22 protein-coding genes are annotated in these 26,582 nt (G+C 69.8%); 9 read left to right on the forward strand and 13 right to left on the reverse strand.

The window, feature by feature from the left end:
- The first annotated feature begins 4 nt into the window (after window positions 1-4).
- The 4 genes from ACFWUU_RS10825 (at window position 5) to ACFWUU_RS10840 (ending at window position 3,062) form a co-directional block, all read left to right on the forward strand.
- Entirely contained in the window at window positions 5-883 is an 879-nt protein-coding gene (locus ACFWUU_RS10825; RefSeq protein WP_380174638.1) for an RNA polymerase sigma-70 factor, read from the forward strand.
- Between the two features lie 12 nt (window positions 884-895).
- Entirely contained in the window at window positions 896-1,258 is a 363-nt protein-coding gene (locus ACFWUU_RS10830; RefSeq protein ID WP_380174640.1) for a hypothetical protein, read from the forward strand.
- A 62-nt stretch (window positions 1,259-1,320) separates the two neighbouring features.
- On the forward strand, window positions 1,321-2,391 hold the full coding sequence (locus ACFWUU_RS10835; protein ID WP_233714985.1) for an LLM class flavin-dependent oxidoreductase: 1,071 nt from the start codon (window positions 1,321-1,323) through the stop codon (window positions 2,389-2,391).
- Window positions 2,388-3,062: an NADPH-dependent F420 reductase gene (locus ACFWUU_RS10840; protein ID WP_380174642.1), complete on the forward strand. Its 675-nt coding sequence runs from the start codon at window positions 2,388-2,390 to the stop codon at window positions 3,060-3,062. Before ACFWUU_RS10835 ends, ACFWUU_RS10840 begins: the two co-directional genes overlap by 4 nt.
- Here ACFWUU_RS10840 and ACFWUU_RS10845 read toward each other — a convergent pair whose 3' ends face one another.
- A complete protein-coding gene (locus ACFWUU_RS10845; protein ID WP_380174643.1) occupies window positions 3,063-3,935 on the reverse strand; it encodes a DMT family transporter in 873 nt (290 codons plus the stop codon).
- A gap of 72 nt (window positions 3,936-4,007) precedes the next feature.
- On the opposite strand from ACFWUU_RS10845, the gene ACFWUU_RS10850 reads away from it, so the two are divergent.
- Complete coding sequence (locus ACFWUU_RS10850) at window positions 4,008-4,883, forward strand: LysR family transcriptional regulator (protein WP_380174645.1); 876 nt, start codon at window positions 4,008-4,010, stop codon at window positions 4,881-4,883.
- Window positions 4,884-4,890: 7 nt separating this feature from the next.
- On the opposite strand, the gene ACFWUU_RS10855 is transcribed toward ACFWUU_RS10850, so the two are convergent.
- From ACFWUU_RS10855 to ACFWUU_RS10900, 10 genes are all read right to left on the reverse strand, one after another.
- On the reverse strand, window positions 4,891-5,328 hold the full coding sequence (locus ACFWUU_RS10855) for a helix-turn-helix transcriptional regulator (RefSeq protein WP_137257330.1): 438 nt from the start codon (window positions 5,326-5,328) through the stop codon (window positions 4,891-4,893).
- Window positions 5,325-6,713 carry a M20/M25/M40 family metallo-hydrolase gene (locus ACFWUU_RS10860; RefSeq protein WP_380174647.1) on the reverse strand — a complete coding sequence of 463 codons (1,389 nt, stop codon included), beginning with the start codon at window positions 6,711-6,713 and terminating at the stop codon, window positions 5,325-5,327. The genes ACFWUU_RS10855 and ACFWUU_RS10860 overlap by 4 nt, the downstream gene beginning before the upstream one ends.
- A 7-nt stretch (window positions 6,714-6,720) precedes the next feature.
- Window positions 6,721-7,950: a hypothetical protein gene (locus ACFWUU_RS10865; protein ID WP_380174649.1), complete on the reverse strand. Its 1,230-nt coding sequence runs from the start codon at window positions 7,948-7,950 to the stop codon at window positions 6,721-6,723.
- Between the two features lies 1 nt (window position 7,951).
- Window positions 7,952-10,369, reverse strand: coding sequence for a hypothetical protein (locus ACFWUU_RS10870; RefSeq protein WP_380174650.1), 2,418 nt, complete (start codon window positions 10,367-10,369; stop codon window positions 7,952-7,954).
- Window positions 10,366-10,842 (reverse strand): hypothetical protein, encoded by a 477-nt coding sequence (locus ACFWUU_RS10875; protein ID WP_380174652.1) that lies wholly within the window; start codon window positions 10,840-10,842, stop codon window positions 10,366-10,368. The genes ACFWUU_RS10870 and ACFWUU_RS10875 overlap by 4 nt, the downstream gene beginning before the upstream one ends.
- Window positions 10,843-10,847: 5 nt before the next feature.
- Entirely contained in the window at window positions 10,848-12,776 is a 1,929-nt protein-coding gene (locus ACFWUU_RS10880; RefSeq protein WP_380174653.1) for an N-acetylmuramoyl-L-alanine amidase, read from the reverse strand.
- Window positions 12,777-12,795: 19 nt separating this feature from the next.
- Complete coding sequence (locus ACFWUU_RS10885; RefSeq protein WP_380174655.1) at window positions 12,796-13,590, reverse strand: hypothetical protein; 795 nt, start codon at window positions 13,588-13,590, stop codon at window positions 12,796-12,798.
- Between the two features lie 30 nt (window positions 13,591-13,620).
- Entirely contained in the window at window positions 13,621-14,919 is a 1,299-nt protein-coding gene (locus ACFWUU_RS10890) for a hypothetical protein (protein WP_380174657.1), read from the reverse strand.
- Window positions 14,920-15,052: 133 nt separating this feature from the next.
- On the reverse strand, window positions 15,053-15,802 hold the full coding sequence (locus ACFWUU_RS10895; RefSeq protein WP_380174659.1) for a class I SAM-dependent methyltransferase: 750 nt from the start codon (window positions 15,800-15,802) through the stop codon (window positions 15,053-15,055).
- A 1-nt stretch (window position 15,803) separates the two neighbouring features.
- A complete protein-coding gene (locus ACFWUU_RS10900) occupies window positions 15,804-17,534 on the reverse strand; it encodes an L-aspartate oxidase (protein ID WP_380174661.1) in 1,731 nt (576 codons plus the stop codon).
- Window positions 17,535-17,662: 128 nt separating this feature from the next.
- Between ACFWUU_RS10900 and ACFWUU_RS10905 the strand changes: the two genes are divergently transcribed.
- From ACFWUU_RS10905 to ACFWUU_RS10920, 4 genes are all read left to right on the forward strand, one after another.
- The gene (locus ACFWUU_RS10905) at window positions 17,663-18,373 is read left to right on the forward strand and encodes an alpha/beta fold hydrolase (RefSeq protein ID WP_137257320.1); all 711 of its coding nucleotides are present in this window, start codon (window positions 17,663-17,665) and stop codon (window positions 18,371-18,373) included.
- A gap of 97 nt (window positions 18,374-18,470) precedes the next feature.
- Window positions 18,471-18,956 (forward strand): sigma-70 family RNA polymerase sigma factor, encoded by a 486-nt coding sequence (locus ACFWUU_RS10910; RefSeq protein WP_137257319.1) that lies wholly within the window; start codon window positions 18,471-18,473, stop codon window positions 18,954-18,956.
- 75 nt (window positions 18,957-19,031) lie between these two features.
- A complete protein-coding gene (locus tag ACFWUU_RS10915; RefSeq protein WP_380174663.1) occupies window positions 19,032-21,776 on the forward strand; it encodes an ATP-binding protein in 2,745 nt (914 codons plus the stop codon).
- Between the two features lie 75 nt (window positions 21,777-21,851).
- Window positions 21,852-23,192: an NAD(P)/FAD-dependent oxidoreductase gene (locus tag ACFWUU_RS10920; RefSeq protein WP_380174664.1), complete on the forward strand. Its 1,341-nt coding sequence runs from the start codon at window positions 21,852-21,854 to the stop codon at window positions 23,190-23,192.
- On the opposite strand, the gene ACFWUU_RS10925 is transcribed toward ACFWUU_RS10920, so the two are convergent.
- Window positions 23,170-24,510 carry a peroxidase family protein gene (locus ACFWUU_RS10925; RefSeq protein WP_380174666.1) on the reverse strand — a complete coding sequence of 447 codons (1,341 nt, stop codon included), beginning with the start codon at window positions 24,508-24,510 and terminating at the stop codon, window positions 23,170-23,172. The genes ACFWUU_RS10920 and ACFWUU_RS10925 overlap by 23 nt on opposite strands.
- A gap of 69 nt (window positions 24,511-24,579) precedes the next feature.
- Complete coding sequence (locus ACFWUU_RS10930) at window positions 24,580-26,574, reverse strand: heparinase II/III family protein (RefSeq protein ID WP_380174668.1); 1,995 nt, start codon at window positions 26,572-26,574, stop codon at window positions 24,580-24,582.
- Between the last annotated feature and the right edge of the window lie 8 nt (window positions 26,575-26,582).

The following is a 26,582-nucleotide window of genomic DNA, read 5'->3' on the forward strand; positions in this document are numbered from 1 at the left end:
GTCGATGGAGCTCGACGATCTTGACGGGGCGGTCGCGGTCTTCAACGAGGTGCGGCCGCGCCTGATGGGGATCGCGTACCGGATGCTGGGTAGCCACACCGAGGCCGAGGACCTGGTCCAGGAGGTCTGGCTGCGCTGGCAGGCCGCGGACCGCAGTGCGGTCCAGAGCCCGGTGGCGTACCTGTCGACGGCGGTGACCAGGCTCGCGATCAACGCGAGCCAGTCCGCGCGTGCCCGGCGGGAGACCTACATCGGGCCGTGGCTGCCGGAGCCGGTCGACACCAGCGCTGATCCGTACCTCGGTGCCGAGCGCGGGGAGGCGCTGAGTTTCGCCGTCCTGCTCGTGCTCGAGCGGCTGTCACCCACCGAGCGGGCGGCGTACATCCTGCGTGAGGCGTTCGACTATCCGTACGACGAGCTGGCCACGATGCTGCAGTCGACCGAGCCGGCGGTGCGGCAGCTCGTCAGCCGGGCCCGGAAGCGGATCCGCGCGGAACGCCGTACCGAGGTCAGCGGGGGCCAGCAGAAGAAGTTGCTCTCGGCATTCGTCGAGGCGGCGCGGTCGGGTGATCTCCAGGTGCTGGAGCAGTTGCTGGCGAAGGACGCGATCAGCTACTCCGACGGCGGCGGGGCGGCGCGCGCGTCGAAGTTCCCGGTCGTCGGGCGGGATCGGGTGGCGAAGTACCACCGGGCGTTCCACGACCGCTTCTGGGTCGGCGTCACGGTGGAGTTCGGCCGGGCGAACGGTCGCGCGATCGCGATGCTGGAGCGCGACGGCGTGATGTTCGCGGTCTGCACGGTGATCGCGTCGGACGACGGCATCGACGAGGTGCTGTGGATGATGAACCCGGCCAAGATCACCCACGCCACCGCTGTCGCTTGAGCTGGAGGAGCTGTGTTCAAGCGGGGCGATCATGCCGTCGTACACCGGTTCGCGACGGCGTGCCGGGCCGGCAGTGCGGGCGCGATCCGGAGCTTGCTGACGCCTGACGTGGTCGCGGTCAGCGACGGCGGCGGGCAGGTGTTCGCGGCGCCGGGACCGGTGCGGGGCATCGCGCAGGTCGCGGAGTCGGTGTGCAACGTGCTCGGCCTGCACCCGGACATGGCGCCGACCGTGGAAGCGGTCAACGGCCAGCCCGGTGTCGTACTGCGTGCCGCCGGCCGGGTCGTCGCCGTGGTGAGCCTGAAGGTGACGGGTGCGAAGGTTGCCGCAGTCTGGATCGTGCTGAACCCGGACAAGCTGCGGCACTGGGTGTGACCCCTCTCCGGGGAATGAACACCCCCTGGTCTGGTGTTGACGTGTCAACCTAGACTTAACGGGTGAGCGGACAGGAGAGTGGAGACATGGCCGAGTTGGCCACGTTGGATTTCGGGCTGGATTCCTTCGGGGACATCCCGGTGGACGACAGCGGCGCGCCGGTCACGGACGCGGCGGCGATCCGGCAGGTCGTCGAGGAGGCGGTGCTGGCCGACCAGATCGGCGTGAACGCGATCGCCCTCGGCGAGCACCATCGGCCGGAGTACTCGATCTCCTCGCCGGAGACGGTGCTGGCCGGTATCGCGACCAAGACGTCGAACCTCAAGCTCGGCTCCGGTGTCACCGTGCTGAGCTCGGACGACCCGGTGCGGGTGTTCCAGCGCTTCTCCACCGTCGACGCGCTGTCGAACGGGCGGGCCGAGGTGATCCTCGGGCGCGGGTCGTTCACCGAGTCGTTCCCGCTGTTCGGGTACGACCTGGCCGACTACGACAAGCTGTTCGAGGAGAAGCTGCAGCTGTTCGTGCAGCTGCTCGACGAGAAGCCGGTCACCTGGGAGGGCACGGTTCGCGCCGCGCTCGACAACGCCGATGTCTATCCGAAGACCGAGTCCGGGCGGCTGAAGACCTGGGTCGGGGTCGGTGGCTCGCCGCAGTCCGTCGTACGTACGGCGTACTACGGGTTGCCGCTGATGCTCGCGATCATCGGCGGGGCACCGGACCGGTTCGCGCCGTACCTGGATCTGTACAAGCGGGCGGCCGAGCAGTTCGGGACCGTCGCGCATCCGGTCGGCATGCACTCGCCGGGGTTCGTCGCGGAGACCGACGAGCAGGCGAAGGAGATCTTCTACGCGCCGTACAAGGTGATGCGGGACCGGATCGGCGCGCTGCGCGGCTGGCCGCCGTTGAAGCGCGAGGAGTTCGAGTCCGAAGTACTGCACGGATCGATGTACGTCGGGTCGCCGGAGACGGTGGCTCGTCGGATCGCGGATGCTGTCGGGACGCTCGGGGTCTCGCGGTTCGACCTGATCTACTCGGGTGGTCCGCTGCCGGTGAGCGCTCGGCTGAAGGCTGTCGAGCTGTACGGCACGAAGGTGATCCCGCTGGTGCGCGACATGCTGGCGGACTCGAAGTGACGACGATCGGGATCCTGGGAGCCGGGAAGGTCGGGACCGTCCTGGCCCGGCTCGCGATCGCCGCTGGGTATCGCGTGCTGATCGCGGGGTCGGGTGACGTCTCGAAGATCGCGCTGATCGTGGAGGTTGTCACGCCGGGCGCCGTGGCCACGACTGCTGCCGAGGCGGCGGCCGAGGCCGATGTGGTGATCCTGGCGCTGCCGCTCGGGAAGTACCAGACGATCCCGGTCGACGCGTTGCGCGGGAAGCTTGTCATCGACGCCATGAACTATTGGTGGGAGGTCGACGGCATCCGCTCCGACCTGACCGACCCGCGGACCTCGTCGTCGGAGCTCGTGCAGGAGTTCCTGCCCGGGTCCCGTGTCGTGAAGGCCTTCAACCACATGGGTTACCACGACCTCGACGAAGGCGCCCGTCCGGCCGGATCGGCCGACCGCAAGGCCATCGCGGTCGCGGGTGAGGCCGCCGACGCGGCTGAGGCGGCGGCCATCGTCGACGCTCTCGGCTTCGACCCGGTTCTCGCCGGTCCGCTTGCCGAGGGCAAGAGCCTGGAGCCCGGCGCCGAGTCCTTCGGCGCCAACGTCGGCGCGGACGAACTCCGCGACATGCTGGCCCGGTACCCCGAAACCGTCAGAGGCCAAGAGGTAGCCGAAGCCCGCTCCGCCGCTTAGTTACACGGACACCCGGTCCACGTCGCCGCTGAGCCGGTCGGTTTGTTTGACCGACCGCTCGGCGCCGACGCCTGCGGCCACCACCGAGGCGATGCCGACCACCTGCAGGAGCCCCGGCGCCTGGCTGAGGAAGATCCAGCCGACCAGCAGCGCAAGCGCCGGCTCGAGGCTCATCAGGGTGCCGAACACGCCGGCGTCGAGCCTGCGGAGAGCCAGGTACTCGAGGCTGAACGGGATCACCGGGAGCAGCAGCGCCAGCCCGAAACCGATCGCGACCAGCTGCCACGTCATCACCGGGATCGTGCTCGGCCCGGCGACCGCGGTGGCGACGACGGCAGCCACCGGCAGCGATACGCCCATGCCTTGCAGACCGGTCACATTCCCGCCGACGTGCTGGGTGAGGACGATGTACGCCGCCCAGCAGGCGGCAGCGCCGAGCGCGAACAGCACGCCGAGTCCGTCGACCGAACCGTGCCACGGCTGGGTCAGCAGCATCACCCCGACGAACGCCAACCCGGGCCAGATCAGCCGGCCGCGACTCCGCAGTACTGCGACTGTGAGCGGGCCGAGGAACTCGAGCGCGCTCGCCGTACCGAGTGGCAGCCGGGCCGCGGCGGCCATGAACAGGAGCGTCACGCCGGCGGTTGCGATGCCGAGACCGACCGCGGCCAGGAATGACTTGCGGTCGAACGAGCTGGGTCGCGGGCGGAACAGCACGAGCACGATCAAGCCGGCGCAGGCCAGCCGCAGCCAGGCCGCGCCCTCCGGGCCGACCCGGTCGAAGAGCCCGACGGAGGCGGCCAGTCCGAGCTGGACCATCGTCATCGACAGGACCGCGAACGCTACGCCGGTCTGCCTGTCTCGTGTGCGCATGCTTTCCAGTGAAGCTCGCGATTTTATTCGCGTCCACGTGTTAATCCTGGACAAATCGTTCATGATTCATGAATGGATGTACGGCGTCTGGAACTGCTGCTCGCCCTGTCCCGATTGGGCTCGATGCAGGCGGTCTCGGCGACGCTCGGCGTCACCACGTCGACCGTCTCGCAACAGATCGCCGCGCTCGCCCGGGAGGTCGGTACGCCGCTGATCGAGCCCGACGGCCGCCGCGTCCGGCTCACCCCGGCGGGTCGGCGACTGGCCGGGCACGCGGTCGAGATCCTCGCGGCCCACGAGGCTGCGCGCGCCGACCTCGATCCGTCGGCCGAGCCGGCCGGTACGGTTCGCGTGGCGGCGTTCCATACGGTCATCCGGGACAGCCTGCTGCCCGTCGTACACCGGCTCGCCGCGGAGCACCCCGCCGTACGGCTCGAGATCCAGGAGCAGGAGCCACCCGAGGCGCTCGCGCTGCTGGAGCGGGACCTGGTCGACCTCGTGCTGAGCTACGACTACAACCTCGCACCCGCCGCGGTCGATCCGGCGCTCGAATCCACTCCGCTCTGGGAGTCCACCTGGGGCCTCGCCGTACCGTCCCAGTCCCGCCGCACCAGCGGTACGTCGGCCGAAGTACTAGCCGCCTTCGCCGACAGCGACTGGATCGTGAACTCCCGCCACACCGCCGACGAGCACGTCGTCCGTACCCTGGCCGCCCTCGCCGGCTTCGAACCTCAGATCACCCAACGCGCCGACACCCTCCAACTGGTCCAGGAAATGATCATCGCCGGCCTGGGCGTAGCCCTGATGCCCGCCGCCTACCCCAAAACCACCGGCATCTCCCTCCGCCGCCTCCGCACCCCCGAACCCCGGATGCGCGCCTACGCGCTCACCCGCCGGGGCCGCACCAACTGGTCCCCGCTGTCTCTCGTCCTCAAGCTGCTGCACTGACCCCGGATCACGCGCCGAAGAATTGGGCGACCATCTCGGCCCGGCTGGAGACGTCGAGTTTGGCGAAGATGCGGCGCATGTGGGTGGAGACTGTCCAGGGGCTGATCTCGAGTGAGCTGGCGATGGCGCGATTGGTGGCGCCGTCGGCGACCAGGCGGGCGATCTGGAGTTCGCGTGGGCTCAGGCTGTGGCGGGGAACCTGAGCCGAGACGACCAGCACGCAGCGCACGTTGTCGTGCTCGAGCATGACCGAGACCGTGCCGTCGCTGGTCGTCGTCTCCACGACGGTCAGTTCGACGTGATCGATCATCGCCCGGAGCGCGGCCACGATGCACTGCTGCAACTCCGCGTCGGCAGTCTCCTCCGAGGTGGTGCGGGGTGGGGGAGGGGAGTGCGCCAAGGTCGCGGACCCCCGGGTCGACGCAGGCGTAGCGGTAGCGGTCATCGTCCCTCCCCCTCGAGCTGCACCGGCAATCCGCCGCAACGAAACTGCCGGATCTCACCATGGTGATCCTTTCGCCGCAATACCGGTACCGGCTCGGCTCTAATAGGCCGGGTCAATGCCGACAGCAATGCCGCGGAGAGTTGTACTCCGGCGGCCCATCCGGCGATGTCCATCGCCTCATCCGGCCCGTGTGCGTTCCCCGCCGGCGGCCCGAATCCCAGCAGCAGCGGGCGAATCCGCAACGCCCGCGCGAGGATGCCGACCGCCGGGATGGTGCCACCGGACCGTACGTCGACCGCCGGCCGGCCGACGATCGCGGTACACGCCTGATCGACCGCCCGCCGGACAAAATCGTCCGGCACGGTCTCGATCGCCGGCACGCCGCCGGTGAATCGGAGCCGGACGTGCGGCGCGAAGGATGCGAGCAGACGACGGGCACGCAGTACGACGTCTGCTGGGTCTGATCGTGGTGGCAGCCGGAGGTCCAGCGTCGCGACCGCGCGCGATGGCAGCGACGCACCGCCGGTGCCGGCGACGAGCTGCGTGACTCCGACCGATCCGCGCAGCGTGACCCGCTTGTCGAGACCGCGACCGACCGTGGCCCGGCCAGGCGCGGCTCGTTTGATGGAGTCGTCGGTCCTCGTCGTCGCGGTGGAGCGGACGGCGATCGTGTCCGCGAAGAGTTCTGTCTGCAAGATGCGCAGCGCGTCGGCGAGGACGAGGCTCGGGTCGACGACGGCGCCGCCGAGTCGCCCCGCGTGTACCGCCGTACCGCCGGTGTCGACGGTGAGCGAGGCGGCGAGGCGGCCGCGTTGGCTGATCGTCACCGTCGGCGTGCCGTCGTCGTACCGCTCGGTGTCGGACACGATCACGGCCGTCGGGCGGAGGCCGCGGAGTTCGCCGATGACCTGCGCGAAGCCCGGGCTGCCGACCTCTTCGGCTCCCTCCGCGATCACGATGACCTCGGCGGGCAGTACGCCGGGCCACGCGTCCAGGGCGCACAGGTGCGCAAACAGCTGCCCCTTGTCGTCGTTGGCGCCGCGGGCGTAGATGACGCCGTCACGAATGACCGGGCGGAACGGGTGCGACGACCAGCCAGGGCCGGCCGGCTGTACGTCGTAGTGCCCGTAGATGACCACCTGCCTGGCGCCCGGCGCGGCCGGCCAACGGGCGACGACGACGTCGCGTCCGTTGCGCGTCGGCCGCAGGTCCACCGTCGCGCCGCGAGCGCGCTGCCAGGACGCGAGCCAGCGGGCGGCCCGGCGTACGTCGTCGGTGTGGCGCGGGTCCGCACTGACCGAGGGGATGGCAAGCCAGTCCAGCAGCTCGGTCAGACGTCGTGCTTGCCGCTGCTTGGCAGCGGCAAGCACCTGCGCAGGGATCATCGTTCAGTCACGGGCGGGTCCGGACGGGCACGCCGCCTTGGCCACCCCGATAGGTACCGGTGCCCCCGCGCTGCGGGTACATCGGCCCGCGGGCGCTCGGCGGCATCTGCGCCGGCGTACGTTCGCTGTACCGCGCGGCGACGCCGGACTGTCCCAGCTGCTCCCACGGCATGACCCGGTCGGTCCCGGAACGCCGGGCGAGGCTCATTGCCTGCGCCGAGGTCAGCCATTCCTCGGACGGCTCGGCGATCTCCATCAGCAACGCCTCGAACTGGCCGCGCCCGGTTTCCATCACGTGGTTGCCGGACAGCCACCGCAGTACGTCGCGGCCGTTGACCGCCATCCGTTGCCGCGGACTGCTCTGCAGGCGTACGTCGAAGTACCTGATCAGCACCTCGTCGACGACGTCCCACGCGTTGGCGGCGCCGAACAGGTCCTTGACGTCGTCGGAGCCGAGAATCGCGAAGCATTCCTCGAGCAGCTGCATGACTTCGACCCGCAGTACGTTGAGGTGACCGTACGACGTGAACTTCAGGTTGTTGCGCAGATCGAGCCCGGCCCGGCGGACGACCGCGATCGACCCGAAGCTCGGATCCAGTGCCCGTTCCCGGATCACGTCGCTGATCCGCTTGTCGCGCCAGAACAGCGTGACCTGGTTGATGAAGTGCGAGAACAGCATGTGGAAGTCGGTGTTCGGCCGGCTCTGCCCGGCGCCGAGTCCGCGGCCGTAGCCGAGCACCCGCCGGTACGCCGCCAGCCGGTCTTTCGCGGTGTAGCGCAGTACGTCACGACGGTCGAACTGGTAGAGCCGGTACGCGCCCTCGCCGCCCGACAGCCGGATCGCGCCGCCCTCGAAGAGCTGCTTCAGCCGCTGCACGACCTTGAAGACGCCGATCTTCTCGTGCTGATAGATGTAGTACAGATCGCCGACCGCGACGACGCGCTCGGAGTTGACGTTCTCGTCGTACTCCGCGACACCCTGCGGAATCTTGACGTCGCCGAACTCCTGCGCCGCATCCGGCCCGACCCCGACCAACTCCGCCAGCCCCCGGTCCGGCGGCCGCGGCCCCGCCGCATCCGCCTCCCGAGCCGCCGTGACCAGATCGTCGAGCTGCTTGTTGATCTCCTCGGCCAACGCCGGATTGGAAACCAAACTCCCCGACAACCGCTCCGCCACCTGACTCCGCAGCGCCTGCATCCGATCCAGCAAGTCCTGATAATCCCGCTCGGAAAGCATGTCAGCTCCCTCCTCCGCGCGAACCTGGGGCCTTCTTGGCCGGCGCCTTCTTCGCAGCCTTCTTGGCCGCGGCCTTCTTCGCCGGCGGCACTGCCGGGGCCTTCTTGGCTGCGGCCTTCTTGGCCGGCGCCGCCGGCGCCGCTGGAGCCGGCTGGCTGCTCAGGACCAGGAACGGCGCCGGACCGACGCGCATCGCTGCCGCCTGCTGCGCCCGTTCCAGCGCGCGTCGTGCCTGGATCGCGCTGTACGTCAAGGCGTTCGCGCGGGCCTCGAGTTCCTTGATCCGCTGCCTGGTCCTTGCCCCGGCGCGCTCGGCACGTTCAGCGGCGGCCTCGTCCTCGGTACGACGTGTGTTCGCGGCATCGACCGACGTCAGGAGATCGCCGAGCTCGTCGCTTCCGAGCGTCTTCACGAGCTTGGCGAAGGTCGGCCAGTCCTGCCTGAGTTTCCGGGCCTGCTCCTGGACCTCGTCGTCCGCCAGAATCGCCCGGAACCGCGCCAGCGCCGAGTGCGACACCTTGTATCCGTGGCACCCGCAACCGCAGTCCTCGCAGTCGTCGTCACAGTCGTCCAGGCAGTCCTCTTCGGGTTCGAGCTCGATCGGGTCGAGCGGGGACTGGGGGACGAACCGCTGGTTCGGCGGAATGTCGTCCCACGCGTCCGGAGCGCTGTCGGGATCCACGTCGTACGCCGGCCGCAGCCGTGGCCAGGTGGTGACGCTCGGGCCCTGGATGATCCGGCCGAGCTCGCCGTCGACGATCGCCATCGGCACCTCGCTGGCAGCCAGTAGGACTCCTCGGCCGCCGGCGGTGTCGAGCAGTTGCTGCAGAGAGAGCGGCAACGCACCGCGCTGGAAGATTCCGCCGAGGTGGTCGTCGTCGGCACTGGCGCTGCCCTGGAGCGGCAGCACGAGTGTCGAGAGGTCGACGGGTTGCAGGCCGTCGGCGACGAAGGCCGGGACGTACGTCGGACGCAGGTGCAGACCCCGAACCTCGACTCGGACGAAATCCTGCCCCGAGAGCAGGGCATCGTTCTCGAACGGCATGACCGCGATGTCGAGGAGGACCACGCCGGAGAAGCGGCCGATGCGGATCGCCTTCGCGGTCAACCGCTCGATCAGCCCGCACAGGGTCGACACCGCGATCTTGACGCGGCCGGAGTACATGCCGGGCGGCAACGGCGTACAGCAACCGAGCGGGATGCAGGTGACCTTGCCGCGAGAACCGCAGTGGCAACCGCCCGCACACCCAGAGCTTCCACACGGGATCAGCCGTCGGACGAGCTTGTCGCGAAGGGTGACGAGCAGGTCGATGGCAGTCGGCGTGAAGCTCGACACCAGGCCGTCGCGGCCGGTGTCGCGGATGATGTTCGGCCCGTCCTCGGTGACGAACACGCGCAGCCACTGGGTCAGGTCGTCGAGCGTCAGCCCGGTGCCGCGGTCGAGGATCACGGTCTGCCGCTCGGCACCCGACACGAGCACGGAGTCCAGCACCGCCTCGAACTCGTCGACCTGTTCGGAGGCCGCCGCGAGCAACCTGCTGATCTGTACGAGGTCCGTGCCGAGGAACCCGCTACCGGCGCCGAGGGTGAAGTCGGTACGCCGCAACGCCCATGAGCGTTGGAGGTCGGTGACCAGCTCGACCAGCGTCCAGAAACTCGTCCGCTGCTTCTCCTCATCCACCGTGTTGACGTGATCGTCGTCGAGCCCGAACCGATCGCGCAGCGCGCCGAGCTGACCGGGCACGCTGTCCGGGTCGACCTCGGCGACGGCGGCCAGCACCACGGGCGGCGCAGGCGGCGAGCCGCCGAACGGCGCCATAGGCTGCGCCACGACGCCGGGCTGCTTGCTGCCCATGCCCGGCAGGGCGCCGACGGATCCTGTGATCGTGTTCGGGCTGAAGCCGGTCAGCACTCCGAACGCCGAGTCGACCAAAGCGACGCGGGGACCGCCTTCGCGGCCGAATTCCAGGACGATGCGGCGGACCGAGTCTCGGACGAGGGTTCGGTAGGCCTCGCAGTCCTGGGGGTCGGCGTCGGTTCGGAGGGGTTGGAGGCTGTCGAGCATGCGGGTGATCTGTTCGTGGGCGGCTTTGGCGCGGAGGTAGAGGGAGGCCTGGCCGCCGGTGACGCCGCCGAGGTCGGCCTGGACCGCTACGCCGCGGGGGACGTACTTGGTGACGACGTGGTCCTCGAAGGTGGAGAGTTCGAAGGAGGCGGAGAGGGCGGCGGTGAAGGCCTTCGGGTCCTGGACGCGGGGGCGCCAGCCCAGGACGTCGCGGATGGCTGCGCTCACCACCGGGCCCTGGTCGCCGGTGCCGGAGGTGGCCGTCGGGCGGGCGACCGAGTCCGTGGTCATCAGCGGGAAGGCCTGGTCGACCTCGACGACCGGGAGTCCTGGCTGCAACTTGTCATTGGTCACGACGACCTCCTGGAGGTATTCGTCCCGGTCCCCGTCAGGGACGATCCGGTGACGAGCTCATGCCACGCGTCGCCGATCGCGAGACCGGCGGCGACGAGCGGTTCTTCACAGCGTTCGAGGCTCTGCTCGACGCCCGACCACCACGACGGCCAGGGACCACCCCGGCGTCTCGTGGAGCCGCGCAGTCGCGAGACCGCCTCGTGGGCGCGCAGATCGCGCCAGTAGATGAGACTTGCTTCCCGTACCAGCCGGTCGACCTCGGCCAGTTCGACGGCGGTCGGCTCCTTCTGAGCAGCGATCGCCTCGGCCAGCCGGCCCTGGATCTCGACGGTGAGCTGGGCGGCGTGTTCAGCCGATGCCAGGTCGCTCTCGTCCGGCTGGTCGTCGTTCGCGTTCAGGACCAGCTCGGCGACCGCGAGCCACAAAGCCCGTAGCGCCTGGTGCAACGCCGTACGGCGGTCTTCGATCGTCATCGCGGTCACCGCCTCGCCAGCTGCGCGTAGAAGTTGCGCATCAGGCGATCCGGCTCGGCGCGATGGTGGTCGAGCGCGGAACGGACGGCGCCGATCAGGAACCGTTCCGGGACGACGCCGGGATCGACACCCTTGGCGAGGCGTACGCCGGCCTCGTCGATCATCGCCTGGTGCCGCGGCTCGAAGAAGATCACCTCGCGCAGCGACTTCCCGCCGAGCCCCTGGAACGGCGTGTAGCAGACGGCCTCGACGACAGCGGGGATCGCGGTCCGGGCGGTGGCGAGCAGCTTCGGCGGCATCGTCGACTCGCGCGGCGCCGGGTACAGCTGCGACCACGCACGCCGGAACTCCGCGGCCCGCTCCGGGAACCCCATCCGGCGCAACAGCTCGCACGACAGGAACGTCCGCAGGTACGGCGTCGGATGCACCGACCGCGGCGAGTAGCCGAAACTCTGCGCCGGCCCGCGCCCGATCACGTCCATCAACGACGACACGAACGCCTCGCCGCCGAGCAGACCGCCGACCATGTCGCCGAAGATCTCCCGGTTCCACCTGACCCAAATGTTGCTAATGGCAACAGGTACGCCGGCGTCGCGCAACCGCCGCCCGATCGACGACGGAATCGCCTGCTCGAGCTGCAACTCGTTCTGCAGGTTGTGCGACACCTCGTGCAGGATCGCGCCGATCGTCCACGGATTGACGAGCCGGTGATACGGCAACTGCACAAGGGGAAACGGGTTGAGCTGCCGTCCGAGCCGGCGCAGCGGGATGCCACGCCGGAACGTCGCCGGCGAGAACCCGGTCCGCATGTAGCAGAATGGCGGGGGCGCCGGAATGCTGCGCTCGTTGCCCAGGTGCATGAATACGTGCTGATAGCAATCAAGTGTGATCCGGTCGCAGGCGTCGAGCCATTCGCCGAACGCGCTCTGCCGTTGCCCGAACAGCTCGAAGTAGAAGTCCCAGACGCGTTCGGTGGCGCGTACCAGGTCGTGGGCCTGTGACTTCAGGTCCAGGGCCAGGCCGACGCGGTGCGGCGACGGGTTGGTCTGCGCGGCGTCGGTGGCGCGATCCAGCCGCTCGACGATCGTGTTCAGCGGTCCGCGCAACGTCGCCAGCAAAGCGTTGACCGCCTGCACGTGTCCTTCGCTGGGACGCGCGGGCTGGCCGCCGAACTCGTCGCGGCTGAAGTCGCGGAGCGCGGTCAGGTGCCGGCGGACGTTGAGCGCCTGTCCCGATAGGTACGCCGGAAGCACGTCACGCGCCGGCCGCGTCGAGGCGATGGGCGTCGCGGCCGCCTCGCCTTCGAACCACGGGAACGACGGCAACCAGGACAACCAGGACGATGTAGGGGGAGCCGGAGCCGGAGTAGGGGCAGGTGTGGAGGGCGCAGGCGGCGGGGGAGTGATGCCGCTGAGTGAACTGATGCGGGTGCGGAAGGCGTCCATGTCGAAGTTCGGGTCGATCTTCCGCTTCGGTGGATCCGCGACCTCCTTGTGCCCGAGCACCGCGCTGACGTTCAACCCGAAGTGATCGATCAGCACCCGGCACAGCTGCGCGTACGCCGCCATCTGCACCTCGGGCCAGGTCGCGTCCGTACCGGTCGCCTCGGCCTCGATCCCGATCGAGTGGCTGTTGCCCCACGACGGATCCCGCACCGTCCCCGCGTGATTGCAGCGCCCGGCCGCGATCACGTAGACCTTGCCGGACCGCGACAACCCGAAGTGCGACAACGGACCGGTCAGATCCGGTCGCCCGTTGATCAGGGTGTCCAGCGACGGCATGTCGGCGGTCTTGTTCAGCGTCGCGGTGTGATGGCACACCACCGCGCGGACGTCGCTCATCTCGTCCCGGCCGCGGGTCTGCCAGCCGGGCACCTCGATCACCTCGAGGCTGGTCTTACGGGCGACGCCCGCGAGGTCCGTCAGGTACGGCATCGTCCCTCCCCACCACAGGTCAGCGTCGGGCCCGGCGACGCCGGGTCGGCTGCGGCCGGCGCGTCCGCCGTATGCCGGACGTCGCCGGGGTGCGGCTGCGACGGCGGTAGCGGCGGTCGAACGTGCTGACGGCACGCATCGCGCGGTTGCGTTCGGGCGCCTGGCGGAACATCCGCCCGGCGATCCGCGTCATCGTCGAGATCGCGGTCTCGGGGGAGACGCTGCGTCCGGCGGCGGCTTGGTCCGCGAGACTCTGCGCCGTCCGTTGCAGGATCACCGGCATCGCCATCACGTACTTGCGGGTGGCCGGGTTCCGGCGCAGTCGCCGACCGAGGGCCGACGTACCGCGGATCAGGGCCGGTGCGTTGCGGGCCAGGACGCCCGCGGCGCGCGGGATGAGCTTGGACGCGATCGGGACGAGCGCTCCGAGGAACGCCTCCGCCTCGGCCTCGCTGGAGGTCTGCGCGGCCTTCGCCGACAGGTGCGCCATCAGCTCGGCGTCCGGGTAGATCCGCCGGATCGGGTTCACGAAGTCCTCGTCCTCGTACTCCTCCTCGGCTTCGTCCTCCGTCTCCGCCTCGGCTTCGAACTCGAACTCGGCTTCGTACTCGCCGTCGCCTCCGCCGCTCAGCAGCCCGCCCAGGGCCTTGCCGATCCCGCCGATCGCACCGAGGAAGTCCTCGTCCTCGTCTTCGGCCTCGAACTCGAGTTCCTGCTCGTCCTCGGCCTCGACCTCAACTTCTTCCTCGAACTCGTCCTCGAGTTCGAACTCGCCCTGGATCTCGGGATAGCTACGGTTCAACGCGGATGCCATGGTCCTTGCCCCTCCAAGTCGGGTGTGCGATCAGCGCCGCGGCCGGCGCCCGGCGGTACTGGTCGGCCGGCCAGCAGGTACGGCGCCACGCGGCACCCGGACGTCGCTCACGACCCGGACCACGCGTGCGGGCCGACCGCCCTTCGGCGGGATGCGCACCGGTGTGGTGATCCGTACCATCCCGGGACGCGGCCGCGGCACGCGTCCCGTGCCGACGGTCCGGCTGCGGACCGGCTGACGACGTACGGTCAGGCCTCGGCCCCGCCCGCTGCTGCGGTAGCTCGGACGCCCACGACGGGAGCCGGTACGGCGCCAGGCGCTGCTACCGCGACGACCGTGGTAGCGCCGGCGGCTGCGGCCGAGCCCGCGGGCGTGCCGCCGCAGTACTGCTTGCCGGACACGACCGGGCATCAAGGCCTTGGTGGTCGCGGCACCCATGACCTGGCCGAGCTCGACCGGACCGACCGGCTCACCGGCGGCGATCCGCCGGGCGATCGTCCGGGCGGCACCATCGGCGATCCCGGGGACCAGACGTACGGCGGGACGGGTGCTGCGGTTGCCATGCAGCATCCGCGTGATCGTGGCCGCGCCGCGCAACAGGTGCGGCAGCAGGCGCTCGAGCTCACGCCGGTCCGACGGGTTGATGGCGGAGTACGCCGCCGCGCCGCCGAGGGCCTCTGCCTCGGACTCGGACTCGGTGGCCGCGGCCTGTGCCGCGAGGTACTCGGCGAAGGACTGCGAGGGTGCGAGCGGAGCAGCGGCCATCTCTTCGAACTCGGCCTCGAACTCCTCCTCGTACTCACCTTCGAGCTGCGAGGTGACGGCTCGGGCGACGGCACCCGCGGCCGGCCCGCCGATGGCGGTCGCGACCAGCGGCCCGGCCGTCTTCGCCAGGGTCTTCAGGAACGGCGCGGCCTTGCGGAACACGCCCTTCAGCCGCTTGAAGAACTCCTCGGCCTCTTCTTCGGCCTCGAGCTCGTCCTCGGCTTCGTCCTCGTACTCACCATCACCGCCGCCCCCGCCACCGCCGCCGAGCAGTCCGCCGGCGATCTTGGCGATCGGGCCGAGCAGACCGAGGAAGGCCTCGTCCTCGGTCTCCTCCTCGCCCTCCTCTTCCCACTCGTACTCTTCCTCGCCGAGCAGTCCGCCGATGGCGTTCACGACGCCGCCGAGGCCGGGGAAGAAGTCCTCGTCCTCGTACTCATCCTCGAGCTCGGACTCGCCTTCGAGCTCGTCCTCCCACTCGGCTTCGTCCTCGGACTCGTACTCGTCCTCCCACTCGGATTCGTACTCGTACTCGTCCTCGAGGTCCGTGGTCTGACGCGCCATGGTGGCCCTCCTCGCTCGGCCGGGACAGCTTGCGCTTCCATGGCAGCCCGAATCCGGCCGGCGGGTCAGTCACCTCTCGGGGTGACGCACATCCACGGTCCACCGACCGTGCGACCCGAACCGAAGTACCCCATCAGAGCGACACGGCATGCAGGAGCTGCAGCGAGAGGTGACCGTGGTCGAAGAGAGCAGCAAGGCGAGTGTCCTGGCGATTGGCCAATGTGTAGGCGGGATGCGTGCGATAGCGGGCCGAGATGAGGGCGGTCACCTCCTGCGCGCGACGCGTCCACGACAGGGGTACGGCGGCCGGCCGCTCGATCTGCTCGACCACGTCGAAACCGCTCGTCTCGAGGAGGTCGATGAGCTCGGACTGCGTCGGGAAATGGTTGCCATCGGGAGGATCGGTGATGGGGCGGTCGGCGACCACGACGAGCAGTCCGAGTGATGCCCGCGGGACGAGCACGCGGTGGATCTCTCGCAGGACGGCGGCTTTGTCCTCGACCGTGCACAGGACGCCGAGGCACCAGGCGACATCGACCGAGTCGGTCCGCAACGGGATGCGCTGACCGTCGGCAGTCAGGACCGGGAGGCCGAACAGCTTGGACGCGGCCCGGCCCGCGGCCGGCATCGGCTCCAGCAGGATCGGTCGTACGCCGAAGCGCTTGGCCGCCCAGGCCGCGGGACCGCCGCTGCCCGCGCCGACGTCGAGCAGCCGATCGCCCGCGGACAGCTCGCAGGCCTCGGCCAGCCAGGCGAGCGCGGCCGGACTGGCGCTGCCGCGGCAGGCTGCCGGAATCGCGTGCTCGTCACCCAGATCTTCGACGGCTTCCGCCGTCCATGCGGCGACGTCGTCGAACTCGGCGACCATCGCCGCTGCGGTCACGTCACTCGACCAGCTTGCCGTCGCTCGAGACGTGCCGCATCAGCCGCCGGAACTCGTCCGGGATCGGCGGGATCTGCTCGGCCTGGATGTCACCCGGCCCGGACCAGACGAAGTTCACCTGCAACGAGTCGTCGAGCTCGGGGTAGTCGGAGCGGTTGTGGCAGCCACGCGTCTCCCGCCGTACCAGAGCTGCATCGAGCGTCGCCCGCGCGGCCATCGCCGACGCCTTCAGGTCGAACGCGTGCGCGAGGTCCTGGAAGCCGGCGATGTCCGGATGCACACCGACCTGCGTGATCCGTTCGTCGAGCTCGGCCAGCTCCGCCAGTCCGGCGTTGAGCCCGTGCTCATCGCGTACGACGCCGGCCCGGGCGGTCATCGTGTCGCGCAGTGACCGCTGCAGGGCGCGGACGTTCTCCGGCCCGTCGTTCGCCAGCAGGTCGTCGATCTCGGCCCGGGCCTCGGCGACCGCGTCGGCGGAACGCAGCTGCGCCTGCCGGCCGATCGAGTACTTCGCGGCCTCCTCGGCCACGATCCGCCCGAACACCAGCAACTCGATCAGCGAGTTGCCGCCGAGCCGGTTCGCACCGTGCAGCCCGCTGGCCGCCTCGCCGATCGCCCACAGCCCGTCGACGCCGGTGCCGTGGTCCTCGGGCCGGACCCAGACCCCGCCCATCGAGTAGTGGGCGGTCGGGGCGATCTCGATCGGCTGCTTGGTGATGTCGAGCATCTGCAGTTCGAGCAGCGTCTGGTAGACGCGCGGGAGCCGACGCATGATCGTCTCCCGGGGGAGGTGGGACACGTCCAGCCAGACGCCGCCGTTCGGGGTACCGCGGCCTTCCTTGATCTCGGTGTACTCCGCCAACGCGACGCGGTCCCGCGTCGACAGCTCCATCCGGTCCGCGTCGTACCGGGCCATGAACCGCTCACCGAGGGCATTGCGCAGTTGACCGCCCTCGCCACGGGCCGCCTCGGAGACGAGCGTGCCGGCGGCGTTCTCGGGCTCGATCAGCCCGGACGGGTGGAACTGGACGAGCTCGGGATCGCGGAGCTTCCCGCCCGCGTTGACCGCGAGCCGGAACGCGTCGCCGGTGTTCTCGTCGCGACGGGACGACGTACGGCGCCAGATCCGGGTGTGACCGCCGGCGGCCAGGATCACCGCGTCGGCGTGGATGACATAGCGCCGCCCGGTCGTCAGGTCGAACCCGTACGCCCCGAAGACGGTGTTGTCCTTGACCAGGATCGACGTCACGTAGACCGTGTCCAGGATCGGGACGCCGAGCTGCACCGCGCGGTTGATCAACGTGCGCTGGATCTCCAGCCCGGTGTAGTCGCCCGCGAACGCAGTACGGCGGTAGGTGTGGGCGCCGAAGAACCGCTGCGAGATCCGGCCGTCCGCCTCGCGTGCGAACGGCATACCCCAGCGCTCCAGGTCCTCGATCCCGCGAGCGGCGCCCCTCGCGACGATCTCGACCGTGATCGGGTTCGCGAGCAGGTAGCTCTCCTGCAAGGTGTCGGCCGCGTGCTGCTGCCAGGTGTCCTCGGGGTCCATCGTGGCCAGCGCCGCGTTGATGCCGCCGGCCGCCAGCGACGTGTGCGCGTCGGACCGCGGGCGCTTGCCGAGGGCGAGAACCTCGACGCCCTGTTCCGCCAGCTCGATCGCGGCCCGGAGGCCGGCACCACCGGTTCCGATCACCAGAACCGACGTGGCGATCTGCTGTTCGGTGATGCTCATTGGTTCTCCCTCGCGTTCGGTGCTCTCACCAATCAGGACAACGCAGGGTGCCCGGTTGTGACTGTCTCGCCGGTCACAACCGGCGTGTCTGTTCGGTCTCTTCAGAGAGTCCTAACGAGAGGGAACCCATGAGCGAGAATCCGGTCGTCGTCCTGGTCCACGGCGCCTTCGCCGAATCCGCCAGCTGGAACGGCGTCATCGAGCGCCTGCAGGCGCAGTCGATCGAGGCCGTCGCGGCCCCGAACGCGCTGCGCAGCCTGGAGGGCGACGCGCAGTACGTCCGCGACGTGATCGCCGGCATCGGCAAGCCCGTCGTGCTGGTCGGCCATTCGTACGGCGGCATGGTGATCACCGAGGCCGCGGCGAACAACGACGCGGTCAAGGCACTGGTCTACGTCTGCGCGTTCGCACCCGAGCAGGGCGAGAGTGCGTTCGCGTTGTCCGCCAAGTTCCCGGGCAGCACGCTCGGTGACGCGCTGAACGCCTATCCGGTCAGCACCGGCGGCAACGACCTGGCGATCCGGCCGGACGTGTTCCACCAGCAGTTCTGCGCCGACGTACCGGCAGACGTGGCCGCGCTGATGGCTGCGACGCAGCGCCCGGCCACCGAGGCCGCGCTGACCGCCAACCTGGCGACCGACGACCCGGCCTGGAAGTCGACACCGTCGTGGTTCGTGTTCAGCGACCAGGACCTGAACATCCCGGTCGCCCTGCACCGCTTCATGGCCGAGCGGGCCGGCGCGAAGGACACCCGCGAGATCGCCGGTGCCTCGCACGCCCTGAGCGTGTCCCAGCCCGAGGCGGTCACCGCCACGATCCTGGCGGCGGTGAACGCCTGAGACCACGGACCACGTACTCGACCACGAGCCTCCAGGGCGCGTAGGGGGACTGCCGGCGGCGACGCTGGGAGTACCCCCAGCGCGAGGAGTCCTCATCATGAGTACGGGATTGGACGAGTTCCTCCAGGCACGACCGCGGCTGTTCCGGATCGCGAACCGGATCGTGGGCAACCCGCACGAAGCGGAGGAGCTCGTCCAGGACGTCTGGGTGCGCTGGCAACGGACCGACCGTACGGTCGTTGCCGACCCGCAGGCGTTCCTGTCGACCACGGTGTCACGGCTCGCGATCAACGTCGTGCAGTCGGCCCGGCGCCGGCACGAGACGGCGGTGGCCTGGCTGCCGGACGAGCGGGCCGCCGGTGGCGTCGACCCGCATCAGTACGCCGAGACGCAGGAGGCGTATGCGATCGCCGTCCACGTGATGAAGGAGCGGTTGTCGCCGGCCGAGCGAGCGACGTACGTACTGCGGGAAGGCTTCGACTGCCCGTACCGCCAGATCGGCGAGACACTCCGGATCGGCGCGCCGAACGCCCGGCAACTGGTGAAGCGGGCGCGTGATCGGATGGCAGATCTGGCGGTCTGACAGCAGTTCCGGTACGCGATGGTCCTGTACCCGTATCGCGGTTCGCCCTTAGCCTCTGCTGAGGGGGTGGGAGCGATGACCACGAGCGGCAACGAGCTGGAACTGCGAGGCCGCCGGCCGGAGTGCGCGCGCCTCGACCAGGTCGTGGCCGGCGTGCGCTCCGGTTCGGGCCAGGTGCTGGTCGTTCGCGGCGAGGCCGGGGTCGGCAAGTCTGCCCTGCTCGAGTACTTGGTCAGCCGTGCCGAGGGCTGTCGTGTCGTCCGGGCATCCGGTGTCGAGTCCGAGATGGAGTTGCCGTTCGCCGGCCTGCACCAGCTCTGCCTGCCGCTGCTGGAGTTCCGCGACCGCCTGCCGGATCCCCAACGGGACGCGCTGGGGGTGGCGTTCGGGTTGAGCGTCGGCGGACCGCCGGACCGGTTCCTGGTCGGCGCCGCGACGCTGAGTCTGTTGTCGGCGGCATCGGATCGGAGTCCGCTGCTGTGCGTGATCGACGATGCGCAATGGCTGGACCAGGCTTCGGGCCAGACCCTGACGTTCGTCGGGCGGCGGTTGTTCGCCGACCGGATCGGACTGGTCTTCTCGTTGCGCGAGCCGGTCACCGGACCGGAGTGGCGAGGCTTCCCCGAGCTGTCGGTGGGCGGTCTCGCTGACGAGTACGCCGGTTCGCTGCTCGACTCCGTCGTGCCCGGTCGGCTGGACGAGCACGTCCGCGGCCGGATAGTGGCCGAGACCCGCGGCAACCCGCTCGCCCTGCTGGAGCTGCCACGCGGCCTGACCGCGGCGCAGCTGGCCGGCGGTTTCGAGCGACCTGATGCCCGTCCGATCGCGAATCAGATCGAGCAGAACTTCGCCCGCCGGGTGCAGGCCCTGCCGGCGGACACCCAGCGGCTGCTGCTGACCGCGGCCGCCGAGCCGGTCGGCGACGTACCGCTGCTGGTCCGCGCGCTCACGATCCTCGACGTGCCGATGGGTAGGGCGGAGGCCGCGGAGACCGCCGGGTTGATCGATATCGGGGCGCGGGTCCGGTTCCGGCATCCGCTCGTCCGGTCGGCGACGTACCGCTCGGCTGATCCGGCCGATCGGCGCGCGGTCCATCAGGCCCTCGCCGAGGCGATCGACCCTGATCTCGATCCCGACCGGCGGGCCTGGCACCGGGCGCAAGGGGCCGACGGACCGGACGAGGACGTCGCCGCCGAGCTGGTCAGCTCGGCGGCCAGGGCACAACGACGAGGCGGCATGGCCGCCTCGTCCGCGTTCCTCCAGCGCGCGACGGAGCTGACCCCCGATCCGGCCACCCGCTCGGTCCGCGCCCTCGCCGCGGCCCAGGTCAGCTTGGCGGCAGGTGCCTTCGAGACCGCGCTGGGCCTGCTGAGTACCGCGACACAAGGCCCGCTCAACGGCTTGCACCAGGCGCGGGTGAAGTTGGTGCGATCCCAGCTGACCTTCGCTTCCGGCCACAGCGTCGCGGCCCTGCCGTTGCTGCTCGAGGCCGCCCGTCGGCTGGAGCCGCTCGATCTCGGCCTTGCTCGCGACACGTATCTGGAGGCGATCGCGGCCGGGCAGTTCGCCGGCCGGTACGGCAGCGAGGCAGGAATCGCGTACATCAGCAGGCTCGCGCAGGCCGTGCCGACGTCGGAGCCGCCGCGCAAGCGCGATCTGGTGTACCGCGCGGTGACGACGTTGTTCGCGGACGGCTATTCCGACGTGGTCGAGCCGGCCGGGGAGGCGATGCACGCGTTCTCGGCGGAGAACGGGACGACCGACGCCGACGATCTGACCTGGATGTGGCTGGCTGCTCTCCTCGCGGTCAACCTCTGGGACGACGAGAACTGGGAGGTGCTCACCGCACGGCACCTGCGGATCGCCCGCGAGCTCGGCGATCTCAACCAGCTGCCGCTCGTCCTGCACCACCGGGTCATGCTCAACCTGTTCTCCGGCGAACTGGCCGCCGCTGCGGCGCTGCTGGCCGAGGTCCGGACAATCCACGAGGCGACGGGGGTCGAGCTCGCCTCGTACGGCCAGCTCGCGCTCGCGGCCTGGCGGGGACGGCCGGATGCCGCGACGATGATCGCAGGCAGCCTGGAAGACTCGGCGGCACGCGGCGAGGGCGGTGCGGTGTCGTTCGGGCATATGACGAAAGCCCTGCTGCGGATCGGCCAGTCGCAGTACGCGGAGGCGTTGGACGCGGCCTTCGTCGCCACCGAGTATCCGGAGGAACTGGGCCCGGCGAACTGGGTGCTGCCCGACCTGATCGAGGCAGCCGTCCGGGTCGGCCGGCCGGAGCGCGCGGCCGAGGGGTACGAGCGTCTCCGTGAACAGGCGGTGGCGTGTGGCACGGACTGGGGTCTCGGAGTGCTGGCGCGGGCGACCGGTCTGCTGTCGACGGGTCAGGTGGCCGAGGCGGCGTACCAGGAATCGATCGAGCGACTCGGACGGACCCGGATGCGGATGGATCTCGCCCGGACACACCTCGTGTACGGCGAATGGCTGCGGCGGGAAGGTCGTCGTCAGGATGCTCGCGGGCAGCTGCGGACGGCGTACAAACTGTTCTCCGCGGCGGGTGCGGGAGCCTTCGCCGAGCGGGCCGGGCGGGAGCTGACCGCGACCGGCGAGGTGCTGGACGAACGCCGGGCGGACGGCAGTCCCGGCCGGGACTCGTTGACCGCGCAGGAGGCGCATATCGCGGAGCTGGCCGGCACGGGTCTCACGAATGCCGAGATCGGTGCGCAGATGTTCCTCAGCCAGCACACTGTGGAGTGGCATCTGCGCAAGGTCTTCGCCAAGCTGGGGATCACCTCGCGCAAACAGCTCCGCCCCTGAGCCCGTCACAATCGGCAGGCGCGGGTTGTCTTACCTGACAGAGAACTCTCTATGGATGCTATGGACGGAGATACGGTGCGCAGGATCCTGGTGGTGGGCGGCGGGTATGCCGGGTTCTACACGGCCTGGCGGCTGGAGAAGAAACTGCGGCGGGGTGAGGCCGAGGTGGTCCTGGTCGACCCGCGGCCGTACATGACGTACCAGCCGTTCCTGCCCGAGGTGGTCGCCGGTTCGGTCGAGGCCCGGCACGCGGCGGTGTCGCTGCGGCGCAACCTGAAGCGGACGAAGATCGTGTCCGGGATGGTCGTCAACATCGCGCATGCCGACCGCACCGTGACGATCCGGCCCGCGGACGGCGCCGACTTCACGATGACGTACGACGTGATCGCGGTGACCGCCGGTGCGGTGACGCGGACCTTCGACGTACCGGGTGTGGCCGATCGGGCGATCGGGATGAAGCACGTCGAGGAAGCGGTGGCGATCCGGGACCGGATGTTCACCGCGTTCGACGAGGCGGCCGGGCTGGAGCCGGGCAAGCAGCGGCGGAAGCTGCTGACGGTCACGTTCGTCGGCGGCGGCTTCTCCGGGGTCGAAGGGTTCGCGGAGCTGCTGTCGCTGGCGCGGGCGTTGCTGAAGAAGTACCCCGAGCTGACCGAGAGCGATCTCGCCTTCCACCTGGTCGAGGCGAGCGGCCGGATCCTGCCCGAGGTGAGCGACAAGCCGGGCGAGTGGGTCGTGAACATGCTCGAGAAGCGCGGCGCGGTCGTGCATCTGAACACCACGATGGATTCGGCCGACGACGGACACGTGGTGCTGTCGGACGGGTCCGAGTTCGACTCGGAGCTGATCGTCTGGACGGCGGGCAACGCCGCGACCCGGCTGCTGCGCAACCACACCGACCTGCCGCACAACCAGCGCGGGATGGTCCAGGTGCGGGCGGACCTGCGGATCGGGACCGACGACGAGCTGATCGAGGACGCGTGGGCGGCCGGTGACGATGCCGCGGTTCCCGATCTCGCGTCGTCGACTCCGGGCGCGTACACGGTGCCGAACGCGCAGAACGCCGTACGGCAGGGGAAGCTGCTGGCGAAGAATCTGCTGCGGTCGTTGCGCGGGAAGGCGCCGAAGGCCTACGAGCACCACAGCCTCGGCGTGATCGCGACGCTCGGCCTCGGGTCCGGCATCTTCCAGTACAAGCGGCTGGTCATCAAGGGTCTGCTCGCCTGGCTGATGCACCGCGGATACCACGTCCTTGCGGTCCCGACGTGGGACCGCAAGGTGCGGGTGCTGGCGATCTGGCTGGTGGCGTTCTTCTACGGTCGCGACATCGTCTCGCTGGCCTCGGTCCAGAGTCCGCGCGAGGCGTTCGAGTCCGAGGCCAAGGCGCGGGCGCTCAGCGCGAGCCGGCCGGGATGAGCAGGTCGGTCAGGCCGAACGTGTCGCCGGCGGCCGGCAGCATCGGCTGCCAGTCCGGCTCGAGGCTGAGGTAGCTGGCCGGGTCGGCGCGCAGCAGCCCGATCAATACTTCGGCCACGATCCGCCCGCCGACCGGACCGAGCCGGTCGCCGTCGCCGAGGTACTCGGACTCCTTGAGGATGTAGAACCACAACGGCGTACCGCCAGGCCAGGTGTCTTCGGTCAGCGGCGGTACGCCGAGCAGCTTGGCGACCTCCTCGCCGCTCGGCAGACCGGTCGTGTCACCCCGCAGCAGATCCCGAACGGCCAACGACCGGTACGCCGACTCGTCGACCGCGCCGGTGATCCGCTCCGGCAAGCCGATCAGGCTCGCGGCCAGCCGCCCGTCGAGCCGCTTCGCCCGCTGCGCCGGCGGACGCCCCGGTACGTCGAAGATCTGGGCGAGATCGAGCCGCCGATCGGCGGGCAGCGGGCCGAAGCCGACCAGATCCGGGAAGAGCGGCAGCTCGGGACCGCCCTCGACCAGGTGGTACGCGTGCCGGATCTGACCGTGCCCGTAGCGGTACGCGGCATCGGCGTACTCGAGCGGGATGAACGCGTTCATCGGCTCGGGGTTGAACCACTTGCCGCCGTCCTCGAGCACCTCGTCGACCAGTTCCGGCCCGACCAGTCGCGGCAGGAAGTCGTGCACGACGATCCACTGGTAGTGCCAGGTCAGCGCGATCCGCGCCTTGTCGAAGACATCCTCCTCGGGCACGTCGTGCGCCCGCAGGTGATCGACGATCCGGTTGTGGGCGTGCAGCAACGCCACGTGCAGACTCAAGGTGAAGATGTGGACGTCGTTGCGCGGATCCCCGATCAGCGCGATCCCCTGCGGGTTCCGCGGTACGTCGTACCCGTCGGGACTGAGCAGGAACTTGGCCGGATCGTTGAGGTCGAACATGTACGGCGAGCCGATCGGTCCGTCGGCGTACAACATCTCGAGGTTGAGCCGCGGCGATCGCGAGTTCCGCAAGGCGTCGGTCTCGACGCCGCCCATCAGCGGCGACCGGTCCGCGGTGGTGTCGTGCGCGAGCAACTGCCCGAAGAACGGCCACCCCGCCGCCTGCTCCGCGTCGTCCCCGCCGGCGCCGAGATCCAGCGCGGCCGCGGCATCACAGATCCCGCCGTCGCTGCCGGCCCGCATCAACACGTGCGGATCCGTCCCCAACGGCTCGAGTCTGGGAAACATCCGCCCGTACCGCGCCCCACCAGTCGGCCGATCCACGCTGCGCGCCAAGCTCAGACAATGGTCCCGCGTCGCCGGATGTGTAGTCATTCCCAACCTCCCGAAGATTCCGATCCACAGAGGAAGACAGCCCAAGCATGCCCCTTGTGACCGGGCGCGTCAGTTGATGCGGGTCAGACGACCGTCAGGGAGGATCCGGATGGTGGTCTTGCGGGCGCCGACCGTCAGATCGACGAAGAACATGGTGCCGACGGTGCGGGTCTTGTAGCTGACCGTTTCGGCGGAATTGGCGGGGACGATGGCGGACAGGATGTTGGCGCTGGTCCCGTCGCGGCCGAACTTCACGACCGGCGCCGCCTCGCGGTGGAAGATGTCGGGGTAGTACCAGCCCTGCACCGGGTCCTGCTGGCCCTCGACCACCTTGATGCCGTCCTTCGGCGGCTGCTGCTGGTACGGGATCTGCAGCAGGTAGGTCTTGGACTTGTCGCCCGGCTTGGCGGCGATGGCCGTCGTGGGGGACTGGACCGCGACCTTCTGGCCCGGCGCCAGATGCCAGAGAGTTTCGTACCGTTGCGAGCCGACGACCGACTGCCCGCGGTCCAGCGTGACGATCAGGTCAGGATCCTTCAGCACCAGTACGTCGCGCTTGCGGATCACGCCCGGCGCCGGGGAGTCGGCCAGCGAGTACGACTCCGCGGTCGGCGTGATCGACGCCTGGACCAGCTGCGTCTCCACCGACGCCATGTCCGCCGACGGGATCGTCATCACGTTGTGCGCCGCCGCGCTCTTCGACCACGCCTGCCACTTGTCGAGCTGGTAGCCGGAGTGCCCCGGATCGATCAGGACGTCGCGGCCGTGCGACGAGTAGGTGATCGACATGTGGTCGTCGTGACCGTGCAGCGTGCGGGCCACGCCGTACCGGATGCTGTACGTCGACTCCTGCGCGAACGGTCGCGTCTCGCCCCATCCGGTCCGGCCGAAGATGTACCCCGCGTCGTACACCGCGACGCGCTTCGGCGGCTTCGTCCCGCGTTTCCCGAGTGTGGCGACGTAGTCCAGCGCCGTCCCGGCCGCGCCGGTGGGCTTCTGCGCCACGGCGTCACCGACCTGCGCCAGCTCGCCCGTCGACTTGGTCGCGAGCGCCAGCCACTCCGACAGAGCGGCTCGTCGCTGGGAGATGACCGGTCCGGGGTTCGAGCCGCAGCGCTGCAAGGCCGTGGTCGCCCGGCCCCACAACAGGTAGTTGAACATCGCGTACCCGACCGACTGCTCGTTCGTCGAGCCCTGGGTGTCGATCGCGGTGGTGATCGCCTCGGTCAGCCGGTTGACGGCGAGCGTCTTCAACTCCGGCCGCTTCAAGGTGCAGCCCACCCCGAACAGCGCGATGCTCTCGTCGGTCCCGTGGTTCGACGGGCCGCTCCAGTTCACGATCATGAACTGCGCATGGTCGACCAGCGCCTTGTCGAGCCAGGCGTACTGCGTGGGCAGCGTGCGGACGTGCATCCCGGTGAGCACGGCCTGGCGGGCGCACAGCAGCACGTTGGTGCGGTGCATCGTGGCCTCCCACGCGCCGACGTCGCCCTTCCACGAGTACGGGTTGTCCTGCACCCAGTCGTGGATGATCGCCATCGTGTGCGCCAGCACCTTGCGGTCGCCGCGTTGCCCGGCCTCGATGCCCTGCCCCAGCCAGCGCAGCGAATGCAGCCACATGTACCAGCTCGGCTTCTTGTACGGGTCCGAGCGCCAGTTGATGTCGCCGTTCCCGTTGCCGACCTTGTACGGCGGATCGTCGCCCCACGAGAACGTGTCGTTCATCAGCATCGACACGGGGACCTTCGCCTGGATACCGCTGTACCCGGAACACTCGTAGGTGCCGGTGTTGGCGACCGGTGTGGCCGGCGGGGGAGTGGCCGGGGTGTCGACGCCCGGCAGCGGCTCGTCGGTCGAATCCGGGATGGTGGCCTTCGGGCTCGGCGTACTGGATTTCGGCTTGCTCGGGGTCGGCGAGCCGGTGGCGACGATCGGCGTACTGCGGTCGCGGGTGCCGGGCATCAGCACGACCACGGCACCGGCGAAAGCGACCCCACACACCAGGACGCAGGCAAGCGTCAGCGCGACGGTCGTGCTCAACCGCCTCTCGCGCTGCGGAGCCACCCAGTCCC

The sequence above is a fragment of the Kribbella sp. NPDC058693 genome, from assembly GCF_042715335.1.
GTDB classification, from domain to species: Bacteria; Actinomycetota; Actinomycetes; order Propionibacteriales; family Kribbellaceae; genus Kribbella; species Kribbella jiaozuonensis.